We start from the raw sequence: 21,039 nt of genomic DNA on the forward strand, positions 1-21,039 counted from the left end.
CGAGACGGACATGAGCGAAGAAGAAAACCAGCCGCGCGGCCAGTTGACCATCCGCATCCTTGCCATGCCGGCGGATGCCAACCCGGCCGGCGATATCTTCGGCGGCTGGGTGCTGTCGCAGATGGACGTTGCCGGCGGGCTGTGCGCCGGCGATCGCGCCCGCAGCCGCGTCGTCACCGTGGGCGTCGAGGCGATGACCTTCATCCGCCCGGTCAAGATCGGCGACGTGATGTGCGTCTATACCGAGCTCTTGAATGTAGGGCGCACTTCGATCCGCGTCGGCATCGAGGCCTGGGCCCTGCGCGACCGCCTCGGCAGGCGCGAACGGGTGACGAAGGCGATCTTCACCTATGTGGCCCTCGACGAGAACGGCCTGTCGATGGTGGTGCCGCCGGAGGCCTGAGGGATCAGCCCTTCTTGTCGCGGCGCGGCTTGTTCTTGTTGGCGCATTTCTGAAGCTGCTTGGCGCGCTCCTGCTCCTGGTCGCGCATCTTGCCGCGATTGGCCTTGCGTTCGCGGCACCAGGCGGCGTGGAACTGCTTGGAGGCATTCCAGCGGTTGCCGTTGAAGCCGCAGTTCATCCTGACGTTTTCGGCGTTGTCGTCGACGGCGCGCTGGGCATAGTTGCGGCAGATGTCCTGAATGTCTTTGGCGGCGGCCGGCTGGGCGGCGATGCCGAGCATCAGCGGCGCGGCAAGGGCGGCAGCAACGGCGAGGCGTGTCGAAATGCGTGTCGTCGTCATGGGTTCTGAAAACTCCCTTTTTGAAGTGAAAGGCGCCCGTTGCCGGGCGCCGAATCGGTGACTGTTGTCTATCAGACCGCGTGAATGGTTCATGAATAGGGCAGCAGGGACCTTTTCGCGCACGCGCCCCGGTGCCGCTGACGGGAGGAATGCGGGGGAGGCCCCAACGGTTCCCGACGGCCGCGCCCTATGCCGCAGCCAGGGTCTTGTCCGGCGCCTTGCAGATGTCGCGGATGACGCAGTTGGGGCAGGCGGGCTTGCGCGCCTTGCAGACATAGCGCCCGTGCAGGATCAGCCAGTGGTGGGCGTGCCGCAAAAAATCATCCGGCACGATCCGCTCCAGCTCCTGTTCCACCTCCAGCGGCGTCTTGCCGGGGGCGAGCCCGGTGCGGTTGCCGATCCGGAAGATGTGGGTATCGACGGCGATCGTCGGCTCGCCATAGGCGACGTTGAGCACGACGTTCGCGGTCTTGCGGCCGACGCCCGGCAGCGCCTCCAGCGCCTCGCGCGAGCGCGGCACCTCGCTGCCATGCTCCGCGATCAGCGCTTCGGAGAGCGCAATGACGTTCTTGGCCTTGTTGCGATAGAGCCCGATGGTCTTGATGTAGTCGCGGACCGCGTCCTCGCCGAGCGCGACCATTTTCTCCGGCGTGTCAGCGACCGCAAAGAGCGGCTTCGTCGCCTTGTTGACGCCGACATCCGTCGCCTGCGCCGACAGCACCACGGCGACCAGGAGCGTGTACGGATTGACGTAGTCGAGCTCGCTCGCCGGCTCCGGGTTCATCTCCGAAAGCCTTGAGAAGATGTCGTAAATCTCCTCGCGCGAATAGCGGCAGCGGGCCCGGCGCTTGCGGGCGGCGGGCTTCTTCGCAGGGGCCTTTTTGGTCCCGCCCGCCTTGCCGGAGGCCGGTTTGGCGGCCGATTCCTGCGCCGAAAGGTTATTTTCCGTCTTTGTTTTCGCCATCACGTAGATATACTTAGTCGTTATGGGTGACCGCAATCCGGAAACCGACGACCCGTTCTTTTCGGCGCTGGTGACGCCGCACCGCTCCCTGCCGCGCAGCGGGTTCAGGGCGGTGATGATCGTTGCCGGTCTGGTCTGCCTGTCCTCCGGTCTGGTCTTCTGGTCGATGGGCGCCTGGCCGGTGGCCGGCTTTTTCGGCCTCGATATCGCGGCCCTTTGGCTCGCCTTCCGCCTCAGCTACCGGTCCGGGCGCGCCTATGAAGAGGTCAATGTGTCCTACCACGAGGTCCATGTGCGCAAGGTCTCGCCTTCGGGCCGGATCGAGGATTACCGATTCAATCCGCTTTGGATACGGCTTTCGGTGACGCGGCTGGAAGACGAGGGCTGCGTGAAGGTCTCGCTGGTCGGCCGCGGCATCGACCTGGTGCTCGGCGGCTTCCTCAATCCCGCCGACCGCGAGAGCTTCGCCAACGCCTTTTCCGGCGCGCTCAACGCGGCCCGGTCCGGGCCGCTGCAGCCGGCCTGAGGTTTTCCCTCCGGGCGCGAATTTTAGAACGCAAATCTTGCGGCGCACGTTTCGGGTGGTCTCGCTTTTTCCCTCTTCCTAGTGTTGGCTGTGGAAAGGGAGTGAAGAGCCATGAACGCGATCCAGGGATCGGTCATCATGCCGGACCGAAACGGGGTTCTGCCGTTGGACCCGCAATCCGCGCGCGACTATGACATCGTCCGCCGCGCCATCACCTTCATCACTGAGAACAGGCTCGACCAGCCGCCGCTGGAGGCGATCGCCGCCTCGGTCGGCATGTCGCCGGCCCATTTCCAGCGCCTCTTCACCCGCTGGTGCGGCCTGTCGCCGAAGCAGTTCCTGCAGGCGCTGACCCTCGATCACGCGCGCGCGCTGCTGCGCGATTCGGCGAGCGTGCTCGATGCCACCTATGAAGTGGGGCTCTCCGGCCCCGGCCGCCTGCACGATCTGTTCGTCTCCTACGAGGCGATGACGCCCGGCAACTACAAGGCACGGGGCGGCGGCATCGAGATCCGCTGGGGTTTCCATCCCTCGCCCTTCGGCCGGGCGCTCGTCATGATCACCGAGCACGGCCTCGCCGGCCTCGCCTTCGCCGACGATCTCAGCGCGGAAGGGGCCGCCTTCGAAGACATGGCCGCCCGCTGGCCGAACGCCGACTATGTGGAGGACCTTACCGCCACCGCGCCCTTCGCCTCGCGGATATTCGACCCGGGCCATTGGGACCCGCAAACGCCGCTCCGGGTGGTCTTCATCGGCACCGACTTCGAGGTCCGGGTCTGGTCGACGCTGCTGGCGATACCGTTCGGCAAGGCAACGACCTATTCCGACATCGCCGAGCACCTCGGCAAGCCGAAGGCGGCGCGCGCCGTCGGCGGCGCGGTCGGGCGAAACCCGATCTCCTTCGTCGTCCCCTGCCACCGCGTGCTCGGCCGCTCCGGCGCTATCACCGGCTACCACTGGGGCCTGACCCGCAAGCGCGCCATCCTCGGCTGGGAGGCGGGCCTTTCCGGCAGCGCGGGGGAGTGATTCGACCGGCGTAGTCGGTGGCCCTGGATTGCCGCGTCGGCCTACGGCCTCCTCGCAATGACGCTGAAAATACAAAGCAATTCCCAACACCGTCATTGCGAGCGTAGCGAAGCAATCCAGAGCGGCCGTTCAAAATACCCGGCCCTGGTCCCTCAACACAAAAGGCTTTGACGACTACTCGATCGACCCGGTCAGTGCCCGCCCCTCAAAGCTTCCTGAGCGCCACCGTTTCGATGCGATGGTTCGGGTCCTTTGCCAAAATAAGGTCGGCCCTCAGCCGCGTCGGCAGGATGTTTTCGTTGAGGTTGGCGAGGTTGATCTCGGTCCACAGCCGGTTCGCGGTAGCCAGCGCTTCCTCGGCGGAAAGCTGCGAATAGCGGTGGAAGTAAGAGCCGGGGTCCTTGAACGCGGTCTCGCGCAGACGCATGAACCGCTCCACATACCAGCGGTGGGCGTCTTCCGTGTCGGCGTCGATATAGATCGAGAAATCCAGGAAGTCGGAGACAAACGGGATCGCCTTGCCGTCCGGCGGCATGTTGCCGGTCTGCAGGATGTTGAGGCCTTCCAGGATCAGGATGTCCGGCCGGTCGACGGCGATCGTCTGGCCCGGCATGACGTCGTAGTGGAAGTGGGAATAGACCGGCGCACGGACCGCATCGTTGCCGGCCTTGATGTCGGTAAGGAAGCGCAGAAGCGCGCCGACGTCGTAGCTCTCCGGAAAGCCCTTGCGGTTCATCAGCCCTTCCGCCTCCAGCACCGCGTTCGGCAACAAAAAGCCGTCGGTGGTGATGAGGTCGACCTTGGGGCTTGCCGGCCAGCGGGCAAGCAGCGCCTTCAAGATCCGCGCCGTCGTCGACTTGCCGACGGCGACCGAGCCGGCGATGCCGATGACGAAGGGCATCTTGCCGTCAGTGGTGCCGAGGAAGCGCTTGGTCGAGGCGTGCAGGTTCAGCGTCGCCTCGACATAGAAGGACAAGAGCCGCGACAGCGGCAGGTAGATCTCCTCCACCTGGTCCATGGAGAACGGATCGTTGAGGCTGTGCAGCCGCTTGACCTCGTCCGGCCTCAGCGTCATCGGCGTGTCGGCACGCAGCCGCGCCCATTGGTCACGCGAGAATTGCCGGTAGGGGGTCAGTTCGCTGCGATTGATCTGGTCCATCGTCGTTGCGGTCGTCAACCACCGCTCCTCAGCACGCTTCGGCGACGGGTCTTCAGCCCGCTCGCGACGCCTTTTCCTCCAGGCCCGTCCGGCCGGTGCGCCCTTCCAGCTCGGCCATCACCTCGTCGAGCGTGACGCCAGATGCTTCCAGCACGACCAGCAGATGGTAGAGCACATCGGCCGCTTCGGACCGCAATCCGTCGTGGTCACGTTCGACCGCGGCGATGGCCGCTTCCACGGCTTCTTCGCCCAGCTTCTGGGCGCATTTGGAAATCCCCTTGCCGATCAGCTTGCGGGTATAGGATTTTTCGTCGTCGGAGCGGGCCCGCACGGCGATGGTCTCGGCCAGATCTTTAAGGGTGAAATCTGTCATGTTCTTCGCCGGCAGGTCGTCGGCGCCATGTTGCACTGCAAACGCGTTGCGATTTTAAGCAGGAATTTCATCGAAATGCCATCCGCAACCACCCGACCGCGACAAAGAGGGTGCCATGATTCGGCATTTTTCCTTAATCGATGGGGACTTGGCGGAAAGCATCGAGGCCAAGAAAAGAGCCCGACGAACCGACGTCCCCGGGCCCTTTCGTTTCTGTCATCCGGCGGGCGCCTGCAACGGCGCCTCAGCCCTTCAGATCGCGGTATTCGGCAACCGAGGCGTCCTCGTTGAGGCGGTAGATCATCGGAACGCCGGTGCCGAGCTCGCGCTTGACGATCTCCTCGCCGGACATCTTTTCCAGATCCATGATCAGGGCGCGCAGCGAGTTGCCGTGGGCGGAGACGAGGATGCGCTCGCCACCGAGGACGCGCGGCAGGATGTGCTCCTTGAAGTAGGGCAGCACGCGCGCAGCGGTGTCCTTCAGGCTCTCGCCGCCCGGCGGCGGCACGTCGTAGGAGCGGCGCCAGACATGGACCTGCTCGTCGCCCCATTTCTCGCGCGCGTCGTCCTTGTTGAGGCCGACGAGGTCGCCGTAGTCGCGCTCGTTGAGGGCCTGGTCGCGGGTGATCGGCAGGTCGTTCTGGCCGAGTTCGGCGAGCATCAGGTCGAGCGTCCTCTGGGCCCGCTTCAGGGCCGAGGTGTAGCAGGCATCGAACCGGAGCCCTTCGTCCTTCAGCTTCTTGCCGGCGGAGATCGCCTCGGCGACGCCCTTGTCGGTGAGGTCGACGTCCTTCCAGCCGGTGAAGAGGTTCTTGAGATTCCATTCGCTCTGGCCATGGCGCACGAGCACGAGAAGACGTTCCATAGTCTTTGTCCCTTTCGTCGAATTGCGGTCGGCCATCGGTCCGGGCGGGGCGGTTCAGGCGCCGGTCAGCCCGAGAACGTCGGCCATGGAGAACAGCCCGGGTTTGCGGCCGCGCGCCCATAGGGCCGCCTTGACGGCGCCGCGGGCAAAGATCGACCGGTCCTGGGCGATGTGGGAGATGACGATGCGCTCGCCCTCGCCGGCGAAGACGGCGCTGTGCTCGCCGACGACGGAGCCGCCGCGCAGCGTCGCAAAGCCGATGTCGCCCTTCGGGCGCGGGCCGGTAATGCCGTCGCGGCTGCGCACCGAGCGGCTGTCGAGGTCGATGCCGCGGCCTTCCGCGGCGGCGCGGCCGAGCATCAGCGCGGTGCCGGAGGGGGCGTCGACCTTGTGCTTGTGGTGCATTTCCAGCACTTCGATGTCGAAGTCCTCATCGAGCGCCCGCGCCGCCTCGCGCACGAGCTGCGCGGCAAGGTTGACGCCGAGGCTCATGTTTCCAGACTTGACGGTCGCGCAGTGGCGGCCGGCAGCGGCAATGCGCTCCTCGTCCTCGGCCGAAATGCCGGTGGTCCCGATGACATGGACGATGCGGGCCTGGGCGGCGAGTTCCGAAAACCAGAGCGATGCCTCGGGCGTCGTGAAGTCGAGCACCCCCTCCGAGGCGGCAAAGGCAGCGAGCGCGTCCTCGGTGACGGCAACGCCGTTCTCGCCGACGCCGGCGAGCGTTCCGGCGTCCATGCCGAGGCAGTCCGAGCCCTCGCGCTCGATGGCGCCGGAAAGGACGACGCCGTCCATTTCGGTCACTGCTGTGATGAGGGCGCGGCCCATCCGGCCACCGGCACCGACCACGACCAGACGCATGTCGGACATATGCTGCTCCGCAAAATCTATTCGTCCGGGTCTATAGCAGGCGACCGCAGTCCGGCAAAGGGGTGAGCGGTTGCGGGAAGGCTAAAGACGGCGGGCGAGGGCACACTTGATCGGCGCGTTGGGATCGTCGCCGAGGAGGGCGGCAAGGCCGGCGGACTCCCGACCCTCCGGCAGGTCGACAAAGCCGCAATGGCGCAGGAATGTGGCGCCGGCGCCATGCCGTGCTGTGACGGTGACGAGAGCCGGGTATTGCGCGGCGATGCCGAAATCCACGACGGGCTCCAAGAGCCTCCTTCCGATGCCCTGAAGGCGGGCGTCTTCCGCCACGCCGAGGACGGAAAGGAAGAGCTGGGAATCGATCTCGCCGGCTGCCGCCAGTCCGACCGGCGCACCATCGGCGTCGAACGCGGCCCAGACCCGGCGGTCGGCGACCAGCACGTCGAGTTCGGCAAGCAGCGGCGCATCATCGCTCTCCGCCGGCGCCCAGTCGTACCGATCGGGCGCGGTGAGCCACATTTCGTGCAGCGCCACCGTCTCCGGCGCCCGGGCCGTGCGGACCTCGATGTCGTCCGGCGTCACGGCTGAGGCCCCTCATAGCCGTGGACGAGGATGAGCTCGCCTTCGGAACAGGGCAGGCGCTTTTCCCGGGCCGCCTGGTATTCCGGCGAGTTGTAACAGGCGAGCGCCGTCTCAAAGTCCTTGAACTCGATGACCACATTGCGGTCGCGCGGCGTACCCTCCGGCGCGGTGAATTCGCCGCCGCGGACGAGGAACCGGGCGCCGTATTTGGCAAAGGCGGCGCTTCCCGCCTCGACATAGGCCTTGTAGGCGTCCGCATCGTCGACGGTCATGCGGGCGATCCAATAGCCCTTGGCCATGGCGGTTGTCCTTCGTCGGCTATCAATGGTCGGGCGGAGAGTTTGGCGCCATCGGCCGGCGGAATCCACTGTCGGAGGCAAAAATCGCGTCGTTTCAGGCAAATGCGGCTCGAAAACCGACGCCATGGGTAAGCGTCGATGTAGGCAGTTCCGGTTCTGCGCCTCACGTGCCCCCTTCCTCGGCGTCATTGCCGGGCTCGACCCGGCAATCCATGAGGCATTGATTTCAAACGAGAAAGTCGATGTGTGCCGCGACGCATCATGGATCACCGGGTCAAGCCCGGTGATGACGCGGAGAGTGGGGAGGGCGGAGCGGCAGGGACCGCCGACGAACGACTTCGCGGCAGCGTCGCCTTTCCATATGATGGCAGGCGACGCGCCCTTCGACCGATCACACCACCTTAAAAACGCCCTCGCGGCGCGGATCGCCGCTGCCGGCAAAGGCGCCATCGGCGCGGCGTTCGACCGAATGGACGCCGCCGTAAAAAAGGCTCGGCTCGGGCCAGGCGCGGTGGTCGCGGAACGCTTCCATAAGCGCAGTCCGCGCCTCCTCGCCAAAGAAATCCTCGAAGTCGAGATGGCCTTTTTCCACGTGCATGCGCGGCGCGGTGACGGCGGCTTCCAGGTCGAGGCCCTTTTCCAGCCGGTGGATCAGCACCTGCAGGACGGCAGTGCGGATGCGGTTGGAGCCGCCGCTGCCCAGCGCAACGAGGTCGCCCGCCCCGGAGACCGCGACCGTCGGCGCCATCATGGAGGACAGCCGTGCGCCGGTCGCCCAGCGGTGGAAGCCGCCCGGATTGACGTCCTCCTCGCCGAGCATGTTGTTGAGCATGAAGCCGCAGCCGGGGACGATGCGCCCGTTGCCCTCGCCATTGGAGACGGTGACGGCGGCGACATTGCCCTCCCGGTCGACGACGCCGACATGGGTGGTGCCGCGGGTGGCGAGCCCGGCAACGAGCGGCTGGGCGGTGCCCAGCAGCCGGCCAGGATCCGTCGGCGCCTCGCGCCAGCGCCGGTCGGTGGCATCGATCGCCTCGGCAAGCGCGAGCGCATCGGGGCGGCGCAGGGGATCGCGGGCGGAGAGCATCGCGGCGATCAGCGTGCCGCCCATGGAGGGCGCCGGATTGAGGGCGATCTCCCAGCCTGGCAGCTTCCGCCGGATCGGCTCGCGCCGCGCCACCTCGTAGGAAACGAGATCCTCGCGCGTCAGGTGGCCGGCCTCGCGCGTCTCGCCGAGCATGGCGGCGGCCAATTCGCCCTCGCGGGCAAAGCGCTCGCCCTCCCGGCCGATCTCGTCGAGGACATCGGCAAGGTCGGGGTTGCGATAGGGCGCGCCCTCTTCCAGCAGCTTGTCGTTCGGCGAAAAGACGGCGCGGGCCGGCGCGGTCCAGATGAGGATCGGGCTCACCACCTTGAAGAGGAAGGCCTGGAACGCGGTGACGGTCACGCCTTCCCGCGCAGCGCGGATCGCCGGCTCCACCAGCCGCTTCATGGGAACGCGGCCATGGGCGGCATGGACCGCAAAGAGGCCCGGCACGAAGCCCGGCGTCGCCGCCGCCCCCGCGCCGATATGGAAGGCCTGGGTGGCCGTCCCGAAATCGGCGAGGATTTCGGCAAATTCGATGTCGTCCTCGGGACGTTTTTTCAGCGGCGTGTCGACGAAGAAATCGTAGAGCGTCAGCGCGCCGGCCGCCGGCCGGGCCATCAGAAAACCGCCGCCGCCGGGCGAGGCGAACACAGGCTCGGCAACGCACGCCGTCCACAGCGCCGCAATCGCCGCATCGAAGGCGTTGCCGCCCTCGGCGAGGATTTCCTCGGCCGCCGCCGCGGTGACGCCATGGCCGGCGGCAACGGCGCCGTATCGTCCGTGTCGGTAGGTCATTCAGCCGTTATTGCGGTCCGCTTGCGGCTTGGCAAGCGCCGGATTGGCGCGGGAAGGCCCCGGGGGAGACTTAAGCGGCGAGGTCGGCGACGACCGCATCGAGCACGAGGGCGCCGGCAGGCGTGGTGCGTAGGCGCGCGGGACCGAGTTCCTCCACGAGCCCGTGGGCGATGAGGTCGGCGCGACGCGACGGGCTCAAGGTCCGCCCGGACAGAAGCTCGAAGCGGGCAAGGTCGACGCCCTCGGCAAGCCGGAGGCCCATCAGGAGGAATTCGTCTCCCACCTCTTCGGCGGTCAGTACCTCGTCGGCGATCCTGCCGTGGCCGTGGCGCTCGACGAGGTCGAGCCAGCGCTCCGGATTGGGCTCGGTCGCCGTCGCCGTGCGGGTCGGGCCCTCGATCAGCCGGCCATGGGCGCCTGCGCCGATGCCGGCATATTCGCCGTAGCGCCAGTAGAGGAGATTGTGGCGGCATTCCGCGCCGGGGGCGGCGTGGTTGGAGATCTCGTAGCCCGGAAGGCCGTTGGCGGCGCAGATCTCGGCCGTCGCCGTATAGAGGTCGGCGGCGCGGTCGTCCGGCGGAACGCTCAGCTTGCCGGCGGCGCGCAGCCGTGCGAACGGCGTTTCGGGCTCGATGGTGAGCTGGTAGAGCGACAGATGGTCGGCCGCATAGCCGATGGCGCGCTCAAGTTCGCGCGTCCAGGCGGCAAGGGTCTGGTCCGGCCGGGCGTAGATGAGATCGAAGGACAGCCGAGGAAAGGTTTTTCGGGCAAGCTCGATGGCGCCGAGCGCCTCGTTCGCATCGTGCAGCCGGCCGAGGAATTTCAGGTCGACGTCGTTGAGCGACTGTACACCGAGGGAAAGCCGGTTGACGCCGGCGGCGCGGTAGCCGGAAAAATTCTCCGCATCGGCGCTGTTGGGGTTCGCTTCCAGCGAGACTTCCGCGCCGTCCTCCAGCGTCCAGTGCCGGGCGATGGCCTCAAGGATGGCCGAGACCGTTGCCGGCTTCATCAGCGACGGCGTACCACCGCCGAAAAAGACGCTGGAAACCCTGCGGCCGGGAATGCGCTCGGCCGTCGTCGCGATTTCCTTCAAATACGCAGCGGTAAAGCGCGCCTCGTCGATGCCGCCATGGCGGACATGACTGTTGAAATCGCAATAGGGGCATTTAGCGGCGCAGAACGGCCAGTGGACGTAGACGCCAAAGGGTTCTGTCATTTTTCGAGGCACGCCGCGGCGAACTTGGCAAAGGCGCGGGCGCGGTGGGAAAGCCCCTCCGGCTCGCCGGGCTTCCAGCCGTGCTTTTCCTCCGCCGTCATCTCGCCGAAGGTGCGCTCATGGCCGTCCGGCAGGAACACCGGGTCATAGCCGAAGCCCGCGGTCCCGCGTGGCGGCCAGACCAGCGTGCCTTCGACCTCGCCGAGAAAATCCTCGCGGTGGCCGTCGGGCCACGCAAGGCAGAGCGCGGCGACGAACTTGGCCCGGCGCTTCTCCGGCGTCGTCGCGCCGGCGGCTTGCAGCTTTTCCTCGATATTGCGCATGGCCATGGCGAAGTCGCGGTCCGCTCCTGCCCAGCGCGCCGAATGGATGCCCGGATCGCCGCCCAGCGCCTCCACCGCCAGCCCCGAATCATCGGCCAGCGCCGGCAGTCCCGAGGCCGTTGCCGCGGCCAGCGCCTTGATGCCGGCATTCTCGGTGAACGTCGTGCCGGTCTCTTCCGGTTCGGCCAGGTCGAGGGTTCCCGCCGAGACCGTTTCGATTCCGAAATGGGCGACGAGATCATTGATCTCGCGCACCTTTCCCGCGTTATGGCTGGCGACCACCAGGCGCGGCTCGGTGAGTTTGCGAACGGTCATGGCGCCAGTGCCTTCAAGAGATCGCCATCTTCTGCAGGTCGACCAGCCGCGTGATGCCGGCGGACGCCAGATCGAGGAGGCTGTTGAACTCGTCGCGCGAGAACGGCGCGCCCTCGGCGGTGCCCTGGATTTCGACGATGCCGCCGGCGCCGGTCATGACGAAATTGGCGTCGGTCTCGGCATCGGAGTCTTCCAGATAGTCGAGGTCGATGACCGGCGTTCCGGCATAGATGCCGCAGGAGATCGCCGCGATGTGGTCGGTCAAGACGTTGTCGCGGACCATGTCGCGGGCCTTCATCCAGGACAGGCAGTCGTTGAGGGCGACCCAGGCGCCGGTGATCGACGCCGTGCGGGTGCCGCCATCGGCCTGGATGACGTCGCAGTCGACGGTGATCTGGCGCTCGCCGAGGGCTTCCAGGTTGACGACGGCCCGGAGCGAGCGGCCGATCAGGCGCTGGATCTCCTGGGTCCGGCCGGACTGCTTGCCGGCGGTCGCCTCGCGGCGCATGCGCTCGCCGGTGGCGCGCGGCAGCATGCCGTATTCGGCCGTCACCCAGCCGCGATTCTGGCCGCGCAGCCAGGGCGGCACGCGTTCCTCAAGGCTCGCCGTGCACAGGACATGTGTCTCTCCGAACTTGACGAGGCACGAGCCTTCCGCATGGCGCGAATAGCCGCGTTCCAGGGTCACCGACCGCATTTCGTCGGCGGCGCGTTTCGATGGGCGCATCGATCTCTCCATTTGCACCGCATCGCGGCGATGGTCACAAGGCCGCGGTAAGGCGCGGCATCGGATTGCGCCTTGTAGCGTTGCCGGCGCGGCGCCGTAAAGTCCGGCTTGCATCTTCGCCACGTTTTGCCGTTAGAATCACCGTTCGACCCGTTCCCTGAAAACCGGAGAGCCCTTTGGGTGACCTTGTGACCAGCCTTTCCTCCTCGATCAGCCTGAAGGATCTGGACGCGCGCTCGCGTGATATCTTCAAGCAGATCGTGGAAAGCTATCTGGAGACCGGCGAGCCGGTCGGCTCGCGCAATCTGTCGCGGCTGTTGCCGATGGCGCTTTCGCCGGCATCGGTGCGCAACGTCATGGCCGACCTGGAACATCTGGGTCTCATCTTCGCGCCCCATGTCAGCGCCGGGCGCCTGCCGACCGAGCAGGGGCTGCGCTTCTTCGTCGACGCGCTTTTGGAAGTCGGCGACCTTTCCTCCGACGAGCGCAAGCGGATCGAGGCCGACATGCAGACGGCCGGGGCCGACCGCTCGGTCGAATCGCTGCTGACCGAGGCGAGCCAGACGCTCTCCGGCCTGTCGCGCGGCGCCGGCGTGGTGCTCACCCACAAGAGCGACATGCGGGTCAAGCACATCGAGTTCGTGCGCCTGGAGCCGACCCGCTCGCTGGTCATCCTCGTCGGCGAGGACGGCTCGGTGGAAAACCGCATCATCGACCTGCCGCCGGGCCTGCCGGCCTCGGCGCTGACGGAGGCGACGAACTACCTCAACGCCCAGATCCGCGGCAAGACGCTGGCCGATGCGCGCACCGAGATCGAGCGCCGGCGGGCCGAGGCCCAGGCAGAAGTCGATGCGCTGACGCGGCGGATCGTCGACGAGGGGCTCGCGAGCTGGTCCGGCGCCTCCAAGGATTCCCCCGGCCAGCTCATCGTCCGCGGCCGCGCCAACCTCCTGGAGGACGTGCGCGCCCAGGAGGACCTGGAGCGCATCCGCCGGCTCTTCGACGAGCTGGAGACCAAGCAGGAGCTGATCCACCTCCTCGGCTCGGCCGAACGCGGCGACGGCGTGCGCATCTTCATCGGCTCGGAAAACAACCTCTTCTCACTCTCCGGCTCCTCGCTCGTCGTCGCCCCCTACCGCGACACCGAACAGCGCATCATCGGGGTGCTGGGCGTCATCGGTCCGACAAGGCTCAACTACGGCCGCATCATCCCGATGGTCGACTATACGGCGAAGGTGGTGGGGAAGCTGTTGAGATAGGGGTTTTTGGTCTCGCGGCCGAGCGCTCGCTTTCGCTCGCTGGCCTCCGCGAGGGCGGCGCACGAACGCCGACGATCGTTCGGCCTTGCGAAGCCTCGCGGCTTCGAGCATGGCATTGGCCCAATGATGGCCGTCACCCCGGGTTCGACCCGGGGCCCATTGCCCATCTCGGCATCGTAGCCCATCTTGGGTATCGCACGGCATCGACCCGGGCTCATGCCCGTTCCACACGACACCCGACATACCGTGTGGAGGTGGGCAATAGGCCCCGGCTCTCCGCTTCGCTACGGCCGGGGTGACGAAGGAGGATAGGGCCGCGGGAGTGCATCAAACAAAGATTGCAGGAGGTCGCCGATGCCGCATGGATTGCCGCGTCGGCCTGACGGCCTCCTCGCAATGACGTTGAAATTATTTATGAAAATCCCATCCGCCGTCATTGCGAGCGCAGCGAAGCAATCCAGAGCGGCCTATCCGGTGGCGCCGACGCCGCAATCGAAAACGAGCGCCCGACCCCGGTCATCCGCTGCGCTGCGGTCGGCTGACGGCTGAGGAGTGGGCACGCGGAACCGCCGAAAACCCGAAAAACTCAGGCGTCGAGCCGCACCGAGACCCCGGCCGCGGCCATGTGCTCCTTGGCCTCGCGGATCGAGTGGGTGCCGAAGTGGAAGATGGAGGCGGCGAGGACGGCCGTCGCGTGGCCCTCGGTAATTCCGTCGACCAGGTGATCGAGATTGCCGACGCCGCCGGACGCGATCACCGGCACGGGCACCGCATCGGCGATCGTCCTTGTCAGCTCCGTATCGAAGCCGATCTTTGTGCCGTCGCGGTCCATGGAGGTGAGCAGGATCTCGCCGGCCCCGAGGGAAACCACCTCGCGGGCATAGTCCACCGCATCGAGGCCGGTCGGGTTGCGCCCGCCATGGGTAAAAATCTCCCAGCGCGGGTCCTCGCCCTCGGCCGACACCCGCTTGGCGTCGATGGCGACGACGATGCACTGCTCGCCGAATTTCTCCGCCGCCCGCCGCACGAAGTCGCGGTCGTTGACGGCGGCGGTGTTGATCGAGACCTTGTCGGCGCCGGCGACGAGCAGCTTGCGGATGTCTTCCGTGGTGCGCACGCCGCCGCCGACCGTCACCGGCATGAAGCATTCCTCCGCCGTCCGCCGCACCACGTCGAGGATGATGCCGCGGTCCTCGTGGCTTGCCGTGATGTCGAGGAAGCAGAGCTCGTCGGCGCCAGCAGCGTCATAGGCCTTGGCGGCCTCGACCGGGTCGCCGGCATCGATCAGGTCGACGAAATTGACGCCCTTGACGACGCGGCCGTCCTTGACGTCGAGGCAGGGAATGACACGGGCTTTGAGGGTCATGGCGTGCTGTCCGGGAAATGTGATGGCGCTGTCATGACACCGAACGGGCCGGCCGTAAAGTCAGCCCTTCAGCACCGCCAGCGCCTCTTTCGGATCGAGCCGCCCGTCATAGAGCGCGCGGCCGGAGATGGCGCCTTGAAGGATCGCGCAGTCGGGCTCGGTCAGGCGCCTGACGTCGTCGATGGAGGCAAGGCCGCCTGAGGCGATGACGGGAATGGTGACGGCGTTGGCGAGTTCCAGCGTCGAGGGGATGTTGAGGCCCTTGAGGACGCCGTCGCGGTCGATGTCGGTGTAGATGATCGCGGCAACGCCCGCGTCCTCGAACTTTTTTGCAAGGTCGATGGCGGAAAGCGTCGAAGTCTCGGCCCAGCCTTCGACGGCCACCTTGCCGCCCTTGGCGTCGATCCCGACCGCGATGCGCCCCGGACGGGCCTTGCAGGCGGCCTTGACCAGCTCCGGATCACGCACGGCGACGGTGCCGAGGATCACCCGCGTAATGCCCTTGTCCAGCCAGGCCTCGATGCCGGTCCTATCGCGGATGCCGCCGCCGAGCTGAATGGGAATATCGATCGCCGCGCGGATCGCTTCCACGGCCGCGCCGTTGACGCTGCGGCCTTCGAAGGCGCCGTTGAGGTCGACGACGTGGAGATACTCGAACCCCGCGTCCTCGAAGGCCTTGGCCTGGGCGCCCGGATCGTCGTTGAAGACGGTGGCCTGGCCCATGTCGCCGAGCTTCAGCCGGACGCATTGGCCGTCTTTGAGGTCGATGGCGGGAAAGAGGATCATGGCACCCACTTCAGGAAATTTGCGATCAGGGCCAAACCCAGCGCCTGGCTCTTTTCCGGGTGGAACTGGGTGCCGACCTTGTTGCCGCGAGAAACCATTGCCGTCACCGGTCCGCCATAGTCGGCGACGGCGACCATGTCGGCTGCGTTCTCCGCCTTCAAATGGTAGGAGTGGACGAAATAGGCGTGCAGCCCGTCCGGGCCGGTCTCAATGCCGTCCATCAGCGGATGGTCGCGCAACAGCCGGATGGTGTTCCAGCCCATATGCGGGATTTTGAGGCCCGGGTCGGCGGGGGCGATCCGGGTGACCTCGCCGGGGATCCACCCGAAACCTTCCGTGACGCCGTGTTCCAGGCCGCGCGCGGCCATGAGCTGCATGCCGACGCAGATGCCGAGGAACGGTTTTCCATCCGTCTCGACGGCGGTCATCAGCGCCTCGGCCATGCCGTCGACGGCAAAGAGCCCGGCCTTGCAGTCGGCAAAGGCGCCGACGCCCGGAAGCACGACCCGCTCGGCGCGCGCAACCACGTCCGGGTCGGAGGTCACGACGATCTCCTGGCCGAGGCCGGTTTCGCGGGCGGAGCGCTCGAAGGCCTTTGCGGCCGAGCGCAGATTGCCGGAGCCGTAGTCGATGATTGCGACGGTCATAAAAACCCCCCTGGCATTCACGCCCCCCTTGGCGTCGGCATCGAGCCGATGACGCCGGTGCCTGCGCGGGTCCTGGGCGGCTCGGCGCGCCGGCGCTCGGTTGCAGGTATCGTCTCGTCCTGCGGCTGTCCGCGTACCAGCAGGCGGTCGAAATAGCGCCGCTCGTAGTCCTCGCGGTCGCGGCCGACGACGATGCCGGAAAGCTCCCAGCCGCGGCGCTGCAGGGTCCAGCGGCGGAGCTGGTTGGCCTCCAGCGCAAAGAGCAGCGAAAACGCCAGCGACAGAACCTCGCCGGCGCCCATGCTAAAAAAGTCGCCGACTGCGCCGATGGCAAGGCTGACGACGATCCACAGGCCGAGCACCAGCCAGAGGCCGTGATAGAGCGCCCACAGCGGCGCGAAGAAGAGGGCGACCCACGAAAAGCCGTCCTTGACGAAGGCGGTTCTCACCGCATCGCTCAAGGGATCGCCGGAGGCCGGCGGGATCATCACCATGAAGGCTGCCATGGCCGAAATGCCTTATCCGCCGAGCTGGCCCTTGGTGGAGGGAACGGCCCCGGCGCGGCGCGGATCGATCTCCAGCGCCTGGCGCAGCGCCCTTGCCAGCGCCTTGAACGAACTTTCCACGATGTGGTGGCTGTTCGTGCCGTAGAGATTTTCCACGTGCAGCGTGATGCCGGCATTCATGGTGATCGCGCGGAAGAACTCCTCCACCAGCTCGGTGTCGAAGTCGCCGATCTTGGCCTTCGGAATGTTCACCTTGAAGACGAGGAACGGCCGCCCGGAGACGTCGATCGCCGCCCGCGTCAGGGTCTCGTCCATAGGCAGCAGCACGTCGGCATAGCGGGTGATGCCGGCCATGTCGCCGAGCGCCTCGGCAATCGCCTGGCCGAGCGCAATGCCGGTGTCCTCCACCGTGTGGTGCATGTCGATGTGGAGATCGCCCTTGGCGCGGACCGTCAGGTCGATCATGCCGTGGCGCGAGAGCTGGTCGAGCATATGGTCGAAAAAGCCGATACCGGTGTCGATATCGCCCTTTCCGGTGCCGTCGAGATCAAGGCTGACCGAGATCTCGGTTTCCTTGGTGGTGCGGGTAACGCTCGCCTGGCGCATGGTCGTGAACTCCTTCATGCGAGCGGTCTTTTATCAAGCCGCCAAGGTCCTGCATAGGCCGGTCCTGCATAGGCCCGGCCGGCGCTAGGCAAAGCGGCGAAGGCCTGCGATATAGACGCGGACCCCCGAGACGACAGGAGCCCCGCCATGACGCTTCGCCCTGAAACCGCCACCGACCGGCTGATGGTCGCCCTCGACGTGCCGACCGTTGCCGAGGCCCGCACCATCGTGGAGGAGACGCGCGGCGCCGTCGGCGTCTACAAGATCGGCATGCAGCTCCAGTTCGCCGGCGGGCTGGCATTTGCCAGGGAACTGGCCGGGGAAGGCCAGAAAATCTTCCTCGACGTCAAGCTTCTGGATATCGACAACACCATCGGCAAGGCGGTGGAGAACATCGTGAAGATGGGCGTTTCCTTCGTCACCATCCACGCCTATCCGAAGGCGATGCGGGCGGCGGTGGCGGCCAGGGGCGATGCGCCGCTGGCGCTCCTCGGCGTGACGGTGCTGACGTCGATGGACGATGGCGACCTGGTGGAGGCGGGTTATGCGGAAGGCGTTGCCGATCTCGTCGGACACCGGGCGCTCGATGCCAGGACCGCCGGCATGGCGGGCGTCATCTGCTCGCCCCGGGAGGCTAAGGCCTTGAGGGGAAAAGTCGGCGACGACCTGCTACTGGTGACCCCCGGCATCCGCCCGGCGGGCGCGGATATCGGCGACCAGAAACGCATCATGACCCCGGCCGACGCGATCCGCGCCGGCGCCGACTACCTCGTCGTCGGCCGCCCGGTCGTCGGCGCGACCGACAGGCGCGCGGCGGCGGAGGCGATCGTTGCGGAGATCGAGGGGGCGCTCGGGGGATAAGGGTCCGGCGAGAGGGTCATTTCGCATCGGCCCGGTCGCTGGATTGCCGCGTCGGCCTATCGGCCTCCTCGCAATGACATTGAGAATAAAGGAGAATCCGTCATTGCGAGCGCAGCGAAGCAATCCAGGAAACGTTGGTGGCCGGGGAAAAGCGCCCGACCCACGACCCCCCGCCCCTACGGCTCCAGCTCGGTGTCCCAGTACAGAAAATCCATCCAGCTATCGTGGAGGTAGTTCGGCGGGAAGCGGCGGCCGTTGCGGTGCAGGTCGTTGAGCGACGGGCGGAACGGCATCTGCGTCGGCCACATGTCGATGTCGCGGCAGGACTTGTTGCCTTTTTTGAGATTGCAGGGGGCGCAGGCGGTAATGACGTTTTCCCAGGTGGTCATGCCGCCCCGCGAGCGCGGCACCAGGTGGTCGAAGGTGAGGTCGACCGGCGCGCCGCAATACTGGCACTGGAATTTGTCTCTAAGGAAAACGTTGAAGCGGGTGAAGGCGGGGGTTCGGTTCGGTCTGACGTAGCTCTTGAGTGAGACCACGCTCGGCAGGCGCATCTCGAAGCTCGGACTTCGGACCGTAACGTCGTATTCGGAGACGATGTTGACCCTGTCGAGGAAGACCGCCTTCAGGGCGTCCTGCCAGGCCCACAGGGACAGCGGATAGTAGCTCAACGGCCGGTAGTCCGCGTTGAGGACAAGCGCCGGATGCGCTCCGGGTGATACGGCAACTGTCACGCCAGATCCTCGCGTCGAATCATGGATTTCCGCTCGGCGGCGCAATATTGTTAGGTTGACGTGTCAGATTTGTGAAGACCCTGGCTCCTTCTGAGGGGTCCTGAGCGGCCGCAGGCGGCCGTTTCGTGGCCCGTCTAAAGCGTCCTTGCCGCCGGACCGGGGCGGTCCCTTTCACGCCGCATCCTCAGATCGGCATGACGTCCCGTCCCTTCCGGCAGACGCTATAGTAGGACCAAAAGAGCCGCGAGGCTACACTGCGCCACGGCGCCCAGCTTTCCGCCATTTCCGCAACGGCCTTCGGTTTCGGCCGTCCTTCAAGGCCGAACGCCTCGCCGACGGCGACCTGGAGGGCAAGGTCCCCGGCCGGGAAGATATCGGGATGGCCGGCGCAGAACATGAGGTAGACCTCGGCGGTCCAGGGGCCGATGCCGCGGATCGCGGTGAGGACCGCAATCGCCTCCTCCTGCGGCAATTCGCCAAGGGCCTCCAAGGCGAGATGACCGCCGGAGGCGGCCTCGGCGATGGCGCGGAGCGTGCGGATTTTGGGAGCGGAGAGGCCGCACGCGCGGAGATCGGTTTCCTCGATGGCCAGCAGGCCGTCCGCGGTGAAGGGCGTCAGTGCGGCCTCGAGCCTTCGGAAGATGGCGTCGGCGCTGGCCTTGGAAAGCTGCTGGGCGACGACGATCTCGCACAGCCCGTCGAGGCCGCCATGGCGCCGCCGCAGCGGCACGCCGCCCGCGGCCTCGATGATCGGTACGAGGCGCGGATCGGTCCTGGCGATGTGGGACAAGCCCTCGGCGATGTCGGCCTCGGTTTCGATGCGGCGCATGGCTGGCTCCCTGTTCGCCCAAAGGCAAGACGCTCTCGCCGTATCCGTCAAGCCGGAACCGGCGCGATGGGTTTTGCGCCGTGGTCTTCGCCCGTCTATGAGTTCCCGATCCGTCGATACAAGGGTTCCCCGTTCGTGACCGGTCCCGTCTTGCGTTTCGCGCCCAGCCCCAACGGCCGCCTCCATCTCGGTCATGCGCTCTCCGCGCTGCTCAATTTCGAGATGGCCAGGGACGCCGGCGGGCGTTTTTTGCTCAGGATCGAGGACATCGATGTCGGCCGGGCGCGGCCGGAATTCGAGCAGGCGATCTATGAGGACCTCGCCTGGCTCGGCATCGCCTGGGAGGAGCCGGTGCGTCGCCAGTCGGAGCATTTTTCCGACTACGAGGCGGCGCTGAAGACCTTGAAGGCGCAGGGCCTCGTCTATCGAAGCGTGGCCACCCGCAAGGAGATTGCGGACGAGATCGCCTCGCGTGAGGCGAAGGACGGAAAACCCTGGCCGCGCGATCCGGACGGCGCCCCGCTCTATCCGTTCGAGCCCGGCGACGCACCCGCCGGCGATGCCCCGCCCGCCTGGCGCCTCGATATGCGAGCGGCCATCGACCGCATCGGCCAGCCCCTTTCGTGGCAGGAGACCGGCGCGGGTCCGGACGGCGAGACGGGTGAGGTGGCGGCAAGGCCGCAGGCCTGGGGCGACGTTCTGGTGGCACGAAAAGAGGTTCCCACCAGCTACCACCTGTCCGTCGTCGTCGACGATGCCTTAGAGGGCGTCACCCATGTGGTGCGCGGCCGCGATCTCTTCTGGTCGACGTCGGTGCACAGGCTGCTGCAGGGCCTCCTCGGCCTTCCCGCCCCCGTCTACCGCCATCACCGGCTGATCCTCGACGATGACGGCCGCAAGCTCTCCAAGTCGCGCCGCGACACCAGCCTTTCGGAACTGCGCGCCGCCGGCGCGACGCCCGCCGATATCCGGCGAATGGTCAGGCTTTGACCCGGCCAAACATATCTTCGCCGTAGTTTTTCTAGTCAAGCGATTGACAAGTCGCTATTGCAAAATGACTTGGTAATTCTGCCGAAGCATGGAGGGAGAGCAGGATGGGATTTTTCGATTTCGTCAAGGACGCGGGCAAGTCGCTCTGGGGCGGTGACGATGAGGCGGAGGCCGCCGAGGCCATCGAGAAGGAAGTGAAGGATCTCGGCCTTGAGGGCGACGTTCAGATCAAGGTCGACGGCGACACGGTGAAGATTGCCGGCATGGCGCCGAGCCAGGAGATCAAGGAGAAGATCATCCTCGCCGCCGGCAACGTCGCCGGCATCGGCAAGGTGGAAGAGGAGATCGGCACCGACGAGGCGGCCGACCCGGCGGTGTTCCATACCGTGGCAAAGGGCGACACGCTGTGGGCGATCGCCGAAAAGCACTATGGCAACGGCTCGAAATACGCCGCGATCTTCGAGGCCAACCGGCCGATGCTCAGCGATCCGGACAAGATCTATCCCGGCCAGGTGCTGCGCATCCCGGCGCATTGAGGGCGTCGAGCCGCAACGAAGACAGAAGGCGGCCCCTTTGAGGCCGCCTTTT

General features: G+C 66.5%; 26 protein-coding genes. 7 read left to right on the forward strand and 19 right to left on the reverse strand.

Going from position 1 to position 21,039, the window contains the following annotated elements; translation table 11 throughout:
• Positions 1 to 10: 10 nt before the first annotated feature.
• Positions 11 to 403 carry an acyl-CoA thioesterase gene (locus CH339_RS05240; protein ID WP_111433231.1) on the forward strand — a complete coding sequence of 131 codons (393 nt, stop codon included), beginning with the start codon at positions 11 to 13 and terminating at the stop codon, positions 401 to 403.
• Between the two features lie 4 nt (positions 404 to 407).
• Here CH339_RS05240 and CH339_RS05245 read toward each other — a convergent pair whose 3' ends face one another.
• Together CH339_RS05245 and nth are read right to left on the reverse strand one after the other, a co-directional pair.
• Positions 408 to 743 carry a hypothetical protein gene (locus CH339_RS05245; protein ID WP_111433232.1) on the reverse strand — a complete coding sequence of 112 codons (336 nt, stop codon included), beginning with the start codon at positions 741 to 743 and terminating at the stop codon, positions 408 to 410.
• 187 nt (positions 744 to 930) lie between these two features.
• Positions 931 to 1,707 (reverse strand): endonuclease III, encoded by a 777-nt coding sequence (gene nth, locus CH339_RS05250; RefSeq protein WP_111433233.1) that lies wholly within the window; start codon positions 1,705 to 1,707, stop codon positions 931 to 933.
• A 22-nt stretch (positions 1,708 to 1,729) separates the two neighbouring features.
• Here nth and CH339_RS05255 point away from each other — a divergent pair, with 22 nt between their 5' ends.
• Together CH339_RS05255 and CH339_RS05260 are read left to right on the forward strand one after the other, a co-directional pair.
• Positions 1,730 to 2,233 carry a DUF2244 domain-containing protein gene (locus CH339_RS05255; RefSeq protein WP_111433234.1) on the forward strand — a complete coding sequence of 168 codons (504 nt, stop codon included), beginning with the start codon at positions 1,730 to 1,732 and terminating at the stop codon, positions 2,231 to 2,233.
• 138 nt (positions 2,234 to 2,371) lie between these two features.
• Positions 2,372 to 3,259, forward strand: a complete 888-nt coding sequence (locus CH339_RS05260) for a methylated-DNA--[protein]-cysteine S-methyltransferase (protein ID WP_111433294.1) — start codon at positions 2,372 to 2,374, stop codon at positions 3,257 to 3,259.
• Positions 3,260 to 3,464: 205 nt separating this feature from the next.
• Here CH339_RS05260 and coaA read toward each other — a convergent pair whose 3' ends face one another.
• The 10 genes from coaA to rph all read right to left on the reverse strand — a co-directional run bounded on the left by coaA (position 3,465) and on the right by rph (position 11,867).
• On the reverse strand, positions 3,465 to 4,418 hold the full coding sequence (gene coaA, locus CH339_RS05265) for a type I pantothenate kinase (RefSeq protein ID WP_111433235.1): 954 nt from the start codon (positions 4,416 to 4,418) through the stop codon (positions 3,465 to 3,467).
• Between the two features lie 52 nt (positions 4,419 to 4,470).
• Positions 4,471 to 4,791: a phosphoribosyl-ATP diphosphatase gene (locus tag CH339_RS05270; RefSeq protein WP_111433296.1), complete on the reverse strand. Its 321-nt coding sequence runs from the start codon at positions 4,789 to 4,791 to the stop codon at positions 4,471 to 4,473.
• 244 nt (positions 4,792 to 5,035) lie between these two features.
• Entirely contained in the window at positions 5,036 to 5,656 is a 621-nt protein-coding gene (locus CH339_RS05275; RefSeq protein ID WP_111433236.1) for a 2,3-bisphosphoglycerate-dependent phosphoglycerate mutase, read from the reverse strand.
• A 54-nt stretch (positions 5,657 to 5,710) separates the two neighbouring features.
• Entirely contained in the window at positions 5,711 to 6,526 is an 816-nt protein-coding gene (gene dapB / locus CH339_RS05280; protein ID WP_111433237.1) for a 4-hydroxy-tetrahydrodipicolinate reductase, read from the reverse strand.
• An 81-nt stretch (positions 6,527 to 6,607) separates the two neighbouring features.
• The gene (locus CH339_RS05285; protein ID WP_111433238.1) at positions 6,608 to 7,105 is read right to left on the reverse strand and encodes a GNAT family N-acetyltransferase; all 498 of its coding nucleotides are present in this window, start codon (positions 7,103 to 7,105) and stop codon (positions 6,608 to 6,610) included.
• The gene (locus CH339_RS05290) at positions 7,102 to 7,404 is read right to left on the reverse strand and encodes a DUF1330 domain-containing protein (RefSeq protein ID WP_111433239.1); all 303 of its coding nucleotides are present in this window, start codon (positions 7,402 to 7,404) and stop codon (positions 7,102 to 7,104) included. The genes CH339_RS05285 and CH339_RS05290 overlap by 4 nt, the downstream gene beginning before the upstream one ends.
• A gap of 391 nt (positions 7,405 to 7,795) precedes the next feature.
• Positions 7,796 to 9,286: a gamma-glutamyltransferase gene (locus CH339_RS05295; protein WP_111433240.1), complete on the reverse strand. Its 1,491-nt coding sequence runs from the start codon at positions 9,284 to 9,286 to the stop codon at positions 7,796 to 7,798.
• 70 nt (positions 9,287 to 9,356) lie between these two features.
• Positions 9,357 to 10,502, reverse strand: coding sequence for a radical SAM family heme chaperone HemW (hemW, locus tag CH339_RS05300; protein ID WP_111433241.1), 1,146 nt, complete (start codon positions 10,500 to 10,502; stop codon positions 9,357 to 9,359).
• Positions 10,499 to 11,140 (reverse strand): RdgB/HAM1 family non-canonical purine NTP pyrophosphatase, encoded by a 642-nt coding sequence (gene rdgB / locus CH339_RS05305; RefSeq protein WP_111433242.1) that lies wholly within the window; start codon positions 11,138 to 11,140, stop codon positions 10,499 to 10,501. Before rdgB ends, hemW begins: the two co-directional genes overlap by 4 nt.
• Positions 11,141 to 11,153: 13 nt before the next feature.
• On the reverse strand, positions 11,154 to 11,867 hold the full coding sequence (gene rph / locus CH339_RS05310) for a ribonuclease PH (RefSeq protein ID WP_111433243.1): 714 nt from the start codon (positions 11,865 to 11,867) through the stop codon (positions 11,154 to 11,156).
• Between the two features lie 176 nt (positions 11,868 to 12,043).
• Between rph and hrcA the strand changes: the two genes are divergently transcribed.
• Positions 12,044 to 13,126 (forward strand): heat-inducible transcriptional repressor HrcA, encoded by a 1,083-nt coding sequence (gene hrcA / locus CH339_RS05315; protein WP_207189511.1) that lies wholly within the window; start codon positions 12,044 to 12,046, stop codon positions 13,124 to 13,126.
• 586 nt (positions 13,127 to 13,712) lie between these two features.
• On the opposite strand, the gene hisF is transcribed toward hrcA, so the two are convergent.
• Genes hisF through hisB form a run of 5 tightly spaced genes read right to left on the reverse strand, consistent with a single transcriptional unit; the run spans position 13,713 to position 17,037 of the window.
• On the reverse strand, positions 13,713 to 14,492 hold the full coding sequence (gene hisF / locus CH339_RS05320; protein WP_111433244.1) for an imidazole glycerol phosphate synthase subunit HisF: 780 nt from the start codon (positions 14,490 to 14,492) through the stop codon (positions 13,713 to 13,715).
• A 60-nt stretch (positions 14,493 to 14,552) separates the two neighbouring features.
• Positions 14,553 to 15,278 carry a 1-(5-phosphoribosyl)-5-[(5-phosphoribosylamino)methylideneamino]imidazole-4-carboxamide isomerase gene (gene hisA / locus CH339_RS05325; protein WP_111433245.1) on the reverse strand — a complete coding sequence of 242 codons (726 nt, stop codon included), beginning with the start codon at positions 15,276 to 15,278 and terminating at the stop codon, positions 14,553 to 14,555.
• Positions 15,275 to 15,925: an imidazole glycerol phosphate synthase subunit HisH gene (hisH, locus tag CH339_RS05330; RefSeq protein ID WP_111433246.1), complete on the reverse strand. Its 651-nt coding sequence runs from the start codon at positions 15,923 to 15,925 to the stop codon at positions 15,275 to 15,277. The genes hisA and hisH overlap by 4 nt, the downstream gene beginning before the upstream one ends.
• A 17-nt stretch (positions 15,926 to 15,942) precedes the next feature.
• Complete coding sequence (locus tag CH339_RS05335) at positions 15,943 to 16,431, reverse strand: DUF2628 domain-containing protein (RefSeq protein WP_111433247.1); 489 nt, start codon at positions 16,429 to 16,431, stop codon at positions 15,943 to 15,945.
• A 12-nt stretch (positions 16,432 to 16,443) separates the two neighbouring features.
• Positions 16,444 to 17,037: an imidazoleglycerol-phosphate dehydratase HisB gene (hisB, locus tag CH339_RS05340; RefSeq protein WP_111433299.1), complete on the reverse strand. Its 594-nt coding sequence runs from the start codon at positions 17,035 to 17,037 to the stop codon at positions 16,444 to 16,446.
• Between the two features lie 147 nt (positions 17,038 to 17,184).
• Between hisB and pyrF the strand changes: the two genes are divergently transcribed.
• Positions 17,185 to 17,898 carry an orotidine-5'-phosphate decarboxylase gene (pyrF, locus tag CH339_RS05345; protein WP_111433248.1) on the forward strand — a complete coding sequence of 238 codons (714 nt, stop codon included), beginning with the start codon at positions 17,185 to 17,187 and terminating at the stop codon, positions 17,896 to 17,898.
• 176 nt (positions 17,899 to 18,074) lie between these two features.
• On the opposite strand, the gene CH339_RS05350 is transcribed toward pyrF, so the two are convergent.
• Both CH339_RS05350 and CH339_RS05355 read right to left on the reverse strand, forming a co-directional pair.
• Positions 18,075 to 18,632, reverse strand: coding sequence for an HNH endonuclease (locus CH339_RS05350; RefSeq protein WP_111433249.1), 558 nt, complete (start codon positions 18,630 to 18,632; stop codon positions 18,075 to 18,077).
• Positions 18,633 to 18,816: 184 nt separating this feature from the next.
• Positions 18,817 to 19,461 (reverse strand): DNA-3-methyladenine glycosylase family protein, encoded by a 645-nt coding sequence (locus CH339_RS05355; RefSeq protein ID WP_111433250.1) that lies wholly within the window; start codon positions 19,459 to 19,461, stop codon positions 18,817 to 18,819.
• 135 nt (positions 19,462 to 19,596) lie between these two features.
• Here CH339_RS05355 and gluQRS point away from each other — a divergent pair, with 135 nt between their 5' ends.
• Both gluQRS and lysM read left to right on the forward strand, forming a co-directional pair.
• Positions 19,597 to 20,451: a tRNA glutamyl-Q(34) synthetase GluQRS gene (gluQRS, locus tag CH339_RS05360; protein WP_111433301.1), complete on the forward strand. Its 855-nt coding sequence runs from the start codon at positions 19,597 to 19,599 to the stop codon at positions 20,449 to 20,451.
• Positions 20,452 to 20,555: 104 nt separating this feature from the next.
• On the forward strand, positions 20,556 to 20,987 hold the full coding sequence (gene lysM / locus CH339_RS05365) for a peptidoglycan-binding protein LysM (protein ID WP_111433251.1): 432 nt from the start codon (positions 20,556 to 20,558) through the stop codon (positions 20,985 to 20,987).
• Positions 20,988 to 21,039 lie beyond the last annotated feature (52 nt).

This window comes from Rhodobium orientis (assembly GCF_003258835.1).
Lineage (GTDB): Bacteria > Pseudomonadota > Alphaproteobacteria > Rhizobiales > Rhodobiaceae > Rhodobium > Rhodobium orientis.

Coding starts and splice junctions, on each gene's coding strand:
- coaA (WP_111433235.1), bottom strand. CDS start 4,418: ATGGACCAGATCAATCGCAGCGAACTGACCCCCTACCGGCAATTCTCG.
- hisB (WP_111433299.1), bottom strand. CDS start 17,037: ATGCGCCAGGCGAGCGTTACCCGCACCACCAAGGAAACCGAGATCTCG.
- CH339_RS05240 (WP_111433231.1), top strand. CDS start 11: ATGAGCGAAGAAGAAAACCAGCCGCGCGGCCAGTTGACCATCCGCATC.
- hisA (WP_111433245.1), bottom strand. CDS start 15,278: ATGATCCTCTTTCCCGCCATCGACCTCAAAGACGGCCAATGCGTCCGG.
- CH339_RS05335 (WP_111433247.1), bottom strand. CDS start 16,431: ATGGCAGCCTTCATGGTGATGATCCCGCCGGCCTCCGGCGATCCCTTG.
- CH339_RS05255 (WP_111433234.1), top strand. CDS start 1,730: ATGGGTGACCGCAATCCGGAAACCGACGACCCGTTCTTTTCGGCGCTG.
- lysM (WP_111433251.1), top strand. CDS start 20,556: ATGGGATTTTTCGATTTCGTCAAGGACGCGGGCAAGTCGCTCTGGGGC.
- CH339_RS05355 (WP_111433250.1), bottom strand. CDS start 19,461: ATGCGCCGCATCGAAACCGAGGCCGACATCGCCGAGGGCTTGTCCCAC.
- dapB (WP_111433237.1), bottom strand. CDS start 6,526: ATGTCCGACATGCGTCTGGTCGTGGTCGGTGCCGGTGGCCGGATGGGC.
- nth (WP_111433233.1), bottom strand. CDS start 1,707: ATGGCGAAAACAAAGACGGAAAATAACCTTTCGGCGCAGGAATCGGCC.
- hisH (WP_111433246.1), bottom strand. CDS start 15,925: ATGACCGTCGCAATCATCGACTACGGCTCCGGCAATCTGCGCTCGGCC.
- CH339_RS05270 (WP_111433296.1), bottom strand. CDS start 4,791: ATGACAGATTTCACCCTTAAAGATCTGGCCGAGACCATCGCCGTGCGG.
- CH339_RS05275 (WP_111433236.1), bottom strand. CDS start 5,656: ATGGAACGTCTTCTCGTGCTCGTGCGCCATGGCCAGAGCGAATGGAAT.
- hemW (WP_111433241.1), bottom strand. CDS start 10,502: ATGACAGAACCCTTTGGCGTCTACGTCCACTGGCCGTTCTGCGCCGCT.
- pyrF (WP_111433248.1), top strand. CDS start 17,185: ATGACGCTTCGCCCTGAAACCGCCACCGACCGGCTGATGGTCGCCCTC.
- CH339_RS05260 (WP_111433294.1), top strand. CDS start 2,372: ATGCCGGACCGAAACGGGGTTCTGCCGTTGGACCCGCAATCCGCGCGC.
- hisF (WP_111433244.1), bottom strand. CDS start 14,492: ATGACCCTCAAAGCCCGTGTCATTCCCTGCCTCGACGTCAAGGACGGC.
- CH339_RS05245 (WP_111433232.1), bottom strand. CDS start 743: ATGACGACGACACGCATTTCGACACGCCTCGCCGTTGCTGCCGCCCTT.
- CH339_RS05290 (WP_111433239.1), bottom strand. CDS start 7,404: ATGGCCAAGGGCTATTGGATCGCCCGCATGACCGTCGACGATGCGGAC.
- rph (WP_111433243.1), bottom strand. CDS start 11,867: ATGCGCCCATCGAAACGCGCCGCCGACGAAATGCGGTCGGTGACCCTG.
- CH339_RS05295 (WP_111433240.1), bottom strand. CDS start 9,286: ATGACCTACCGACACGGACGATACGGCGCCGTTGCCGCCGGCCATGGC.
- rdgB (WP_111433242.1), bottom strand. CDS start 11,140: ATGACCGTTCGCAAACTCACCGAGCCGCGCCTGGTGGTCGCCAGCCAT.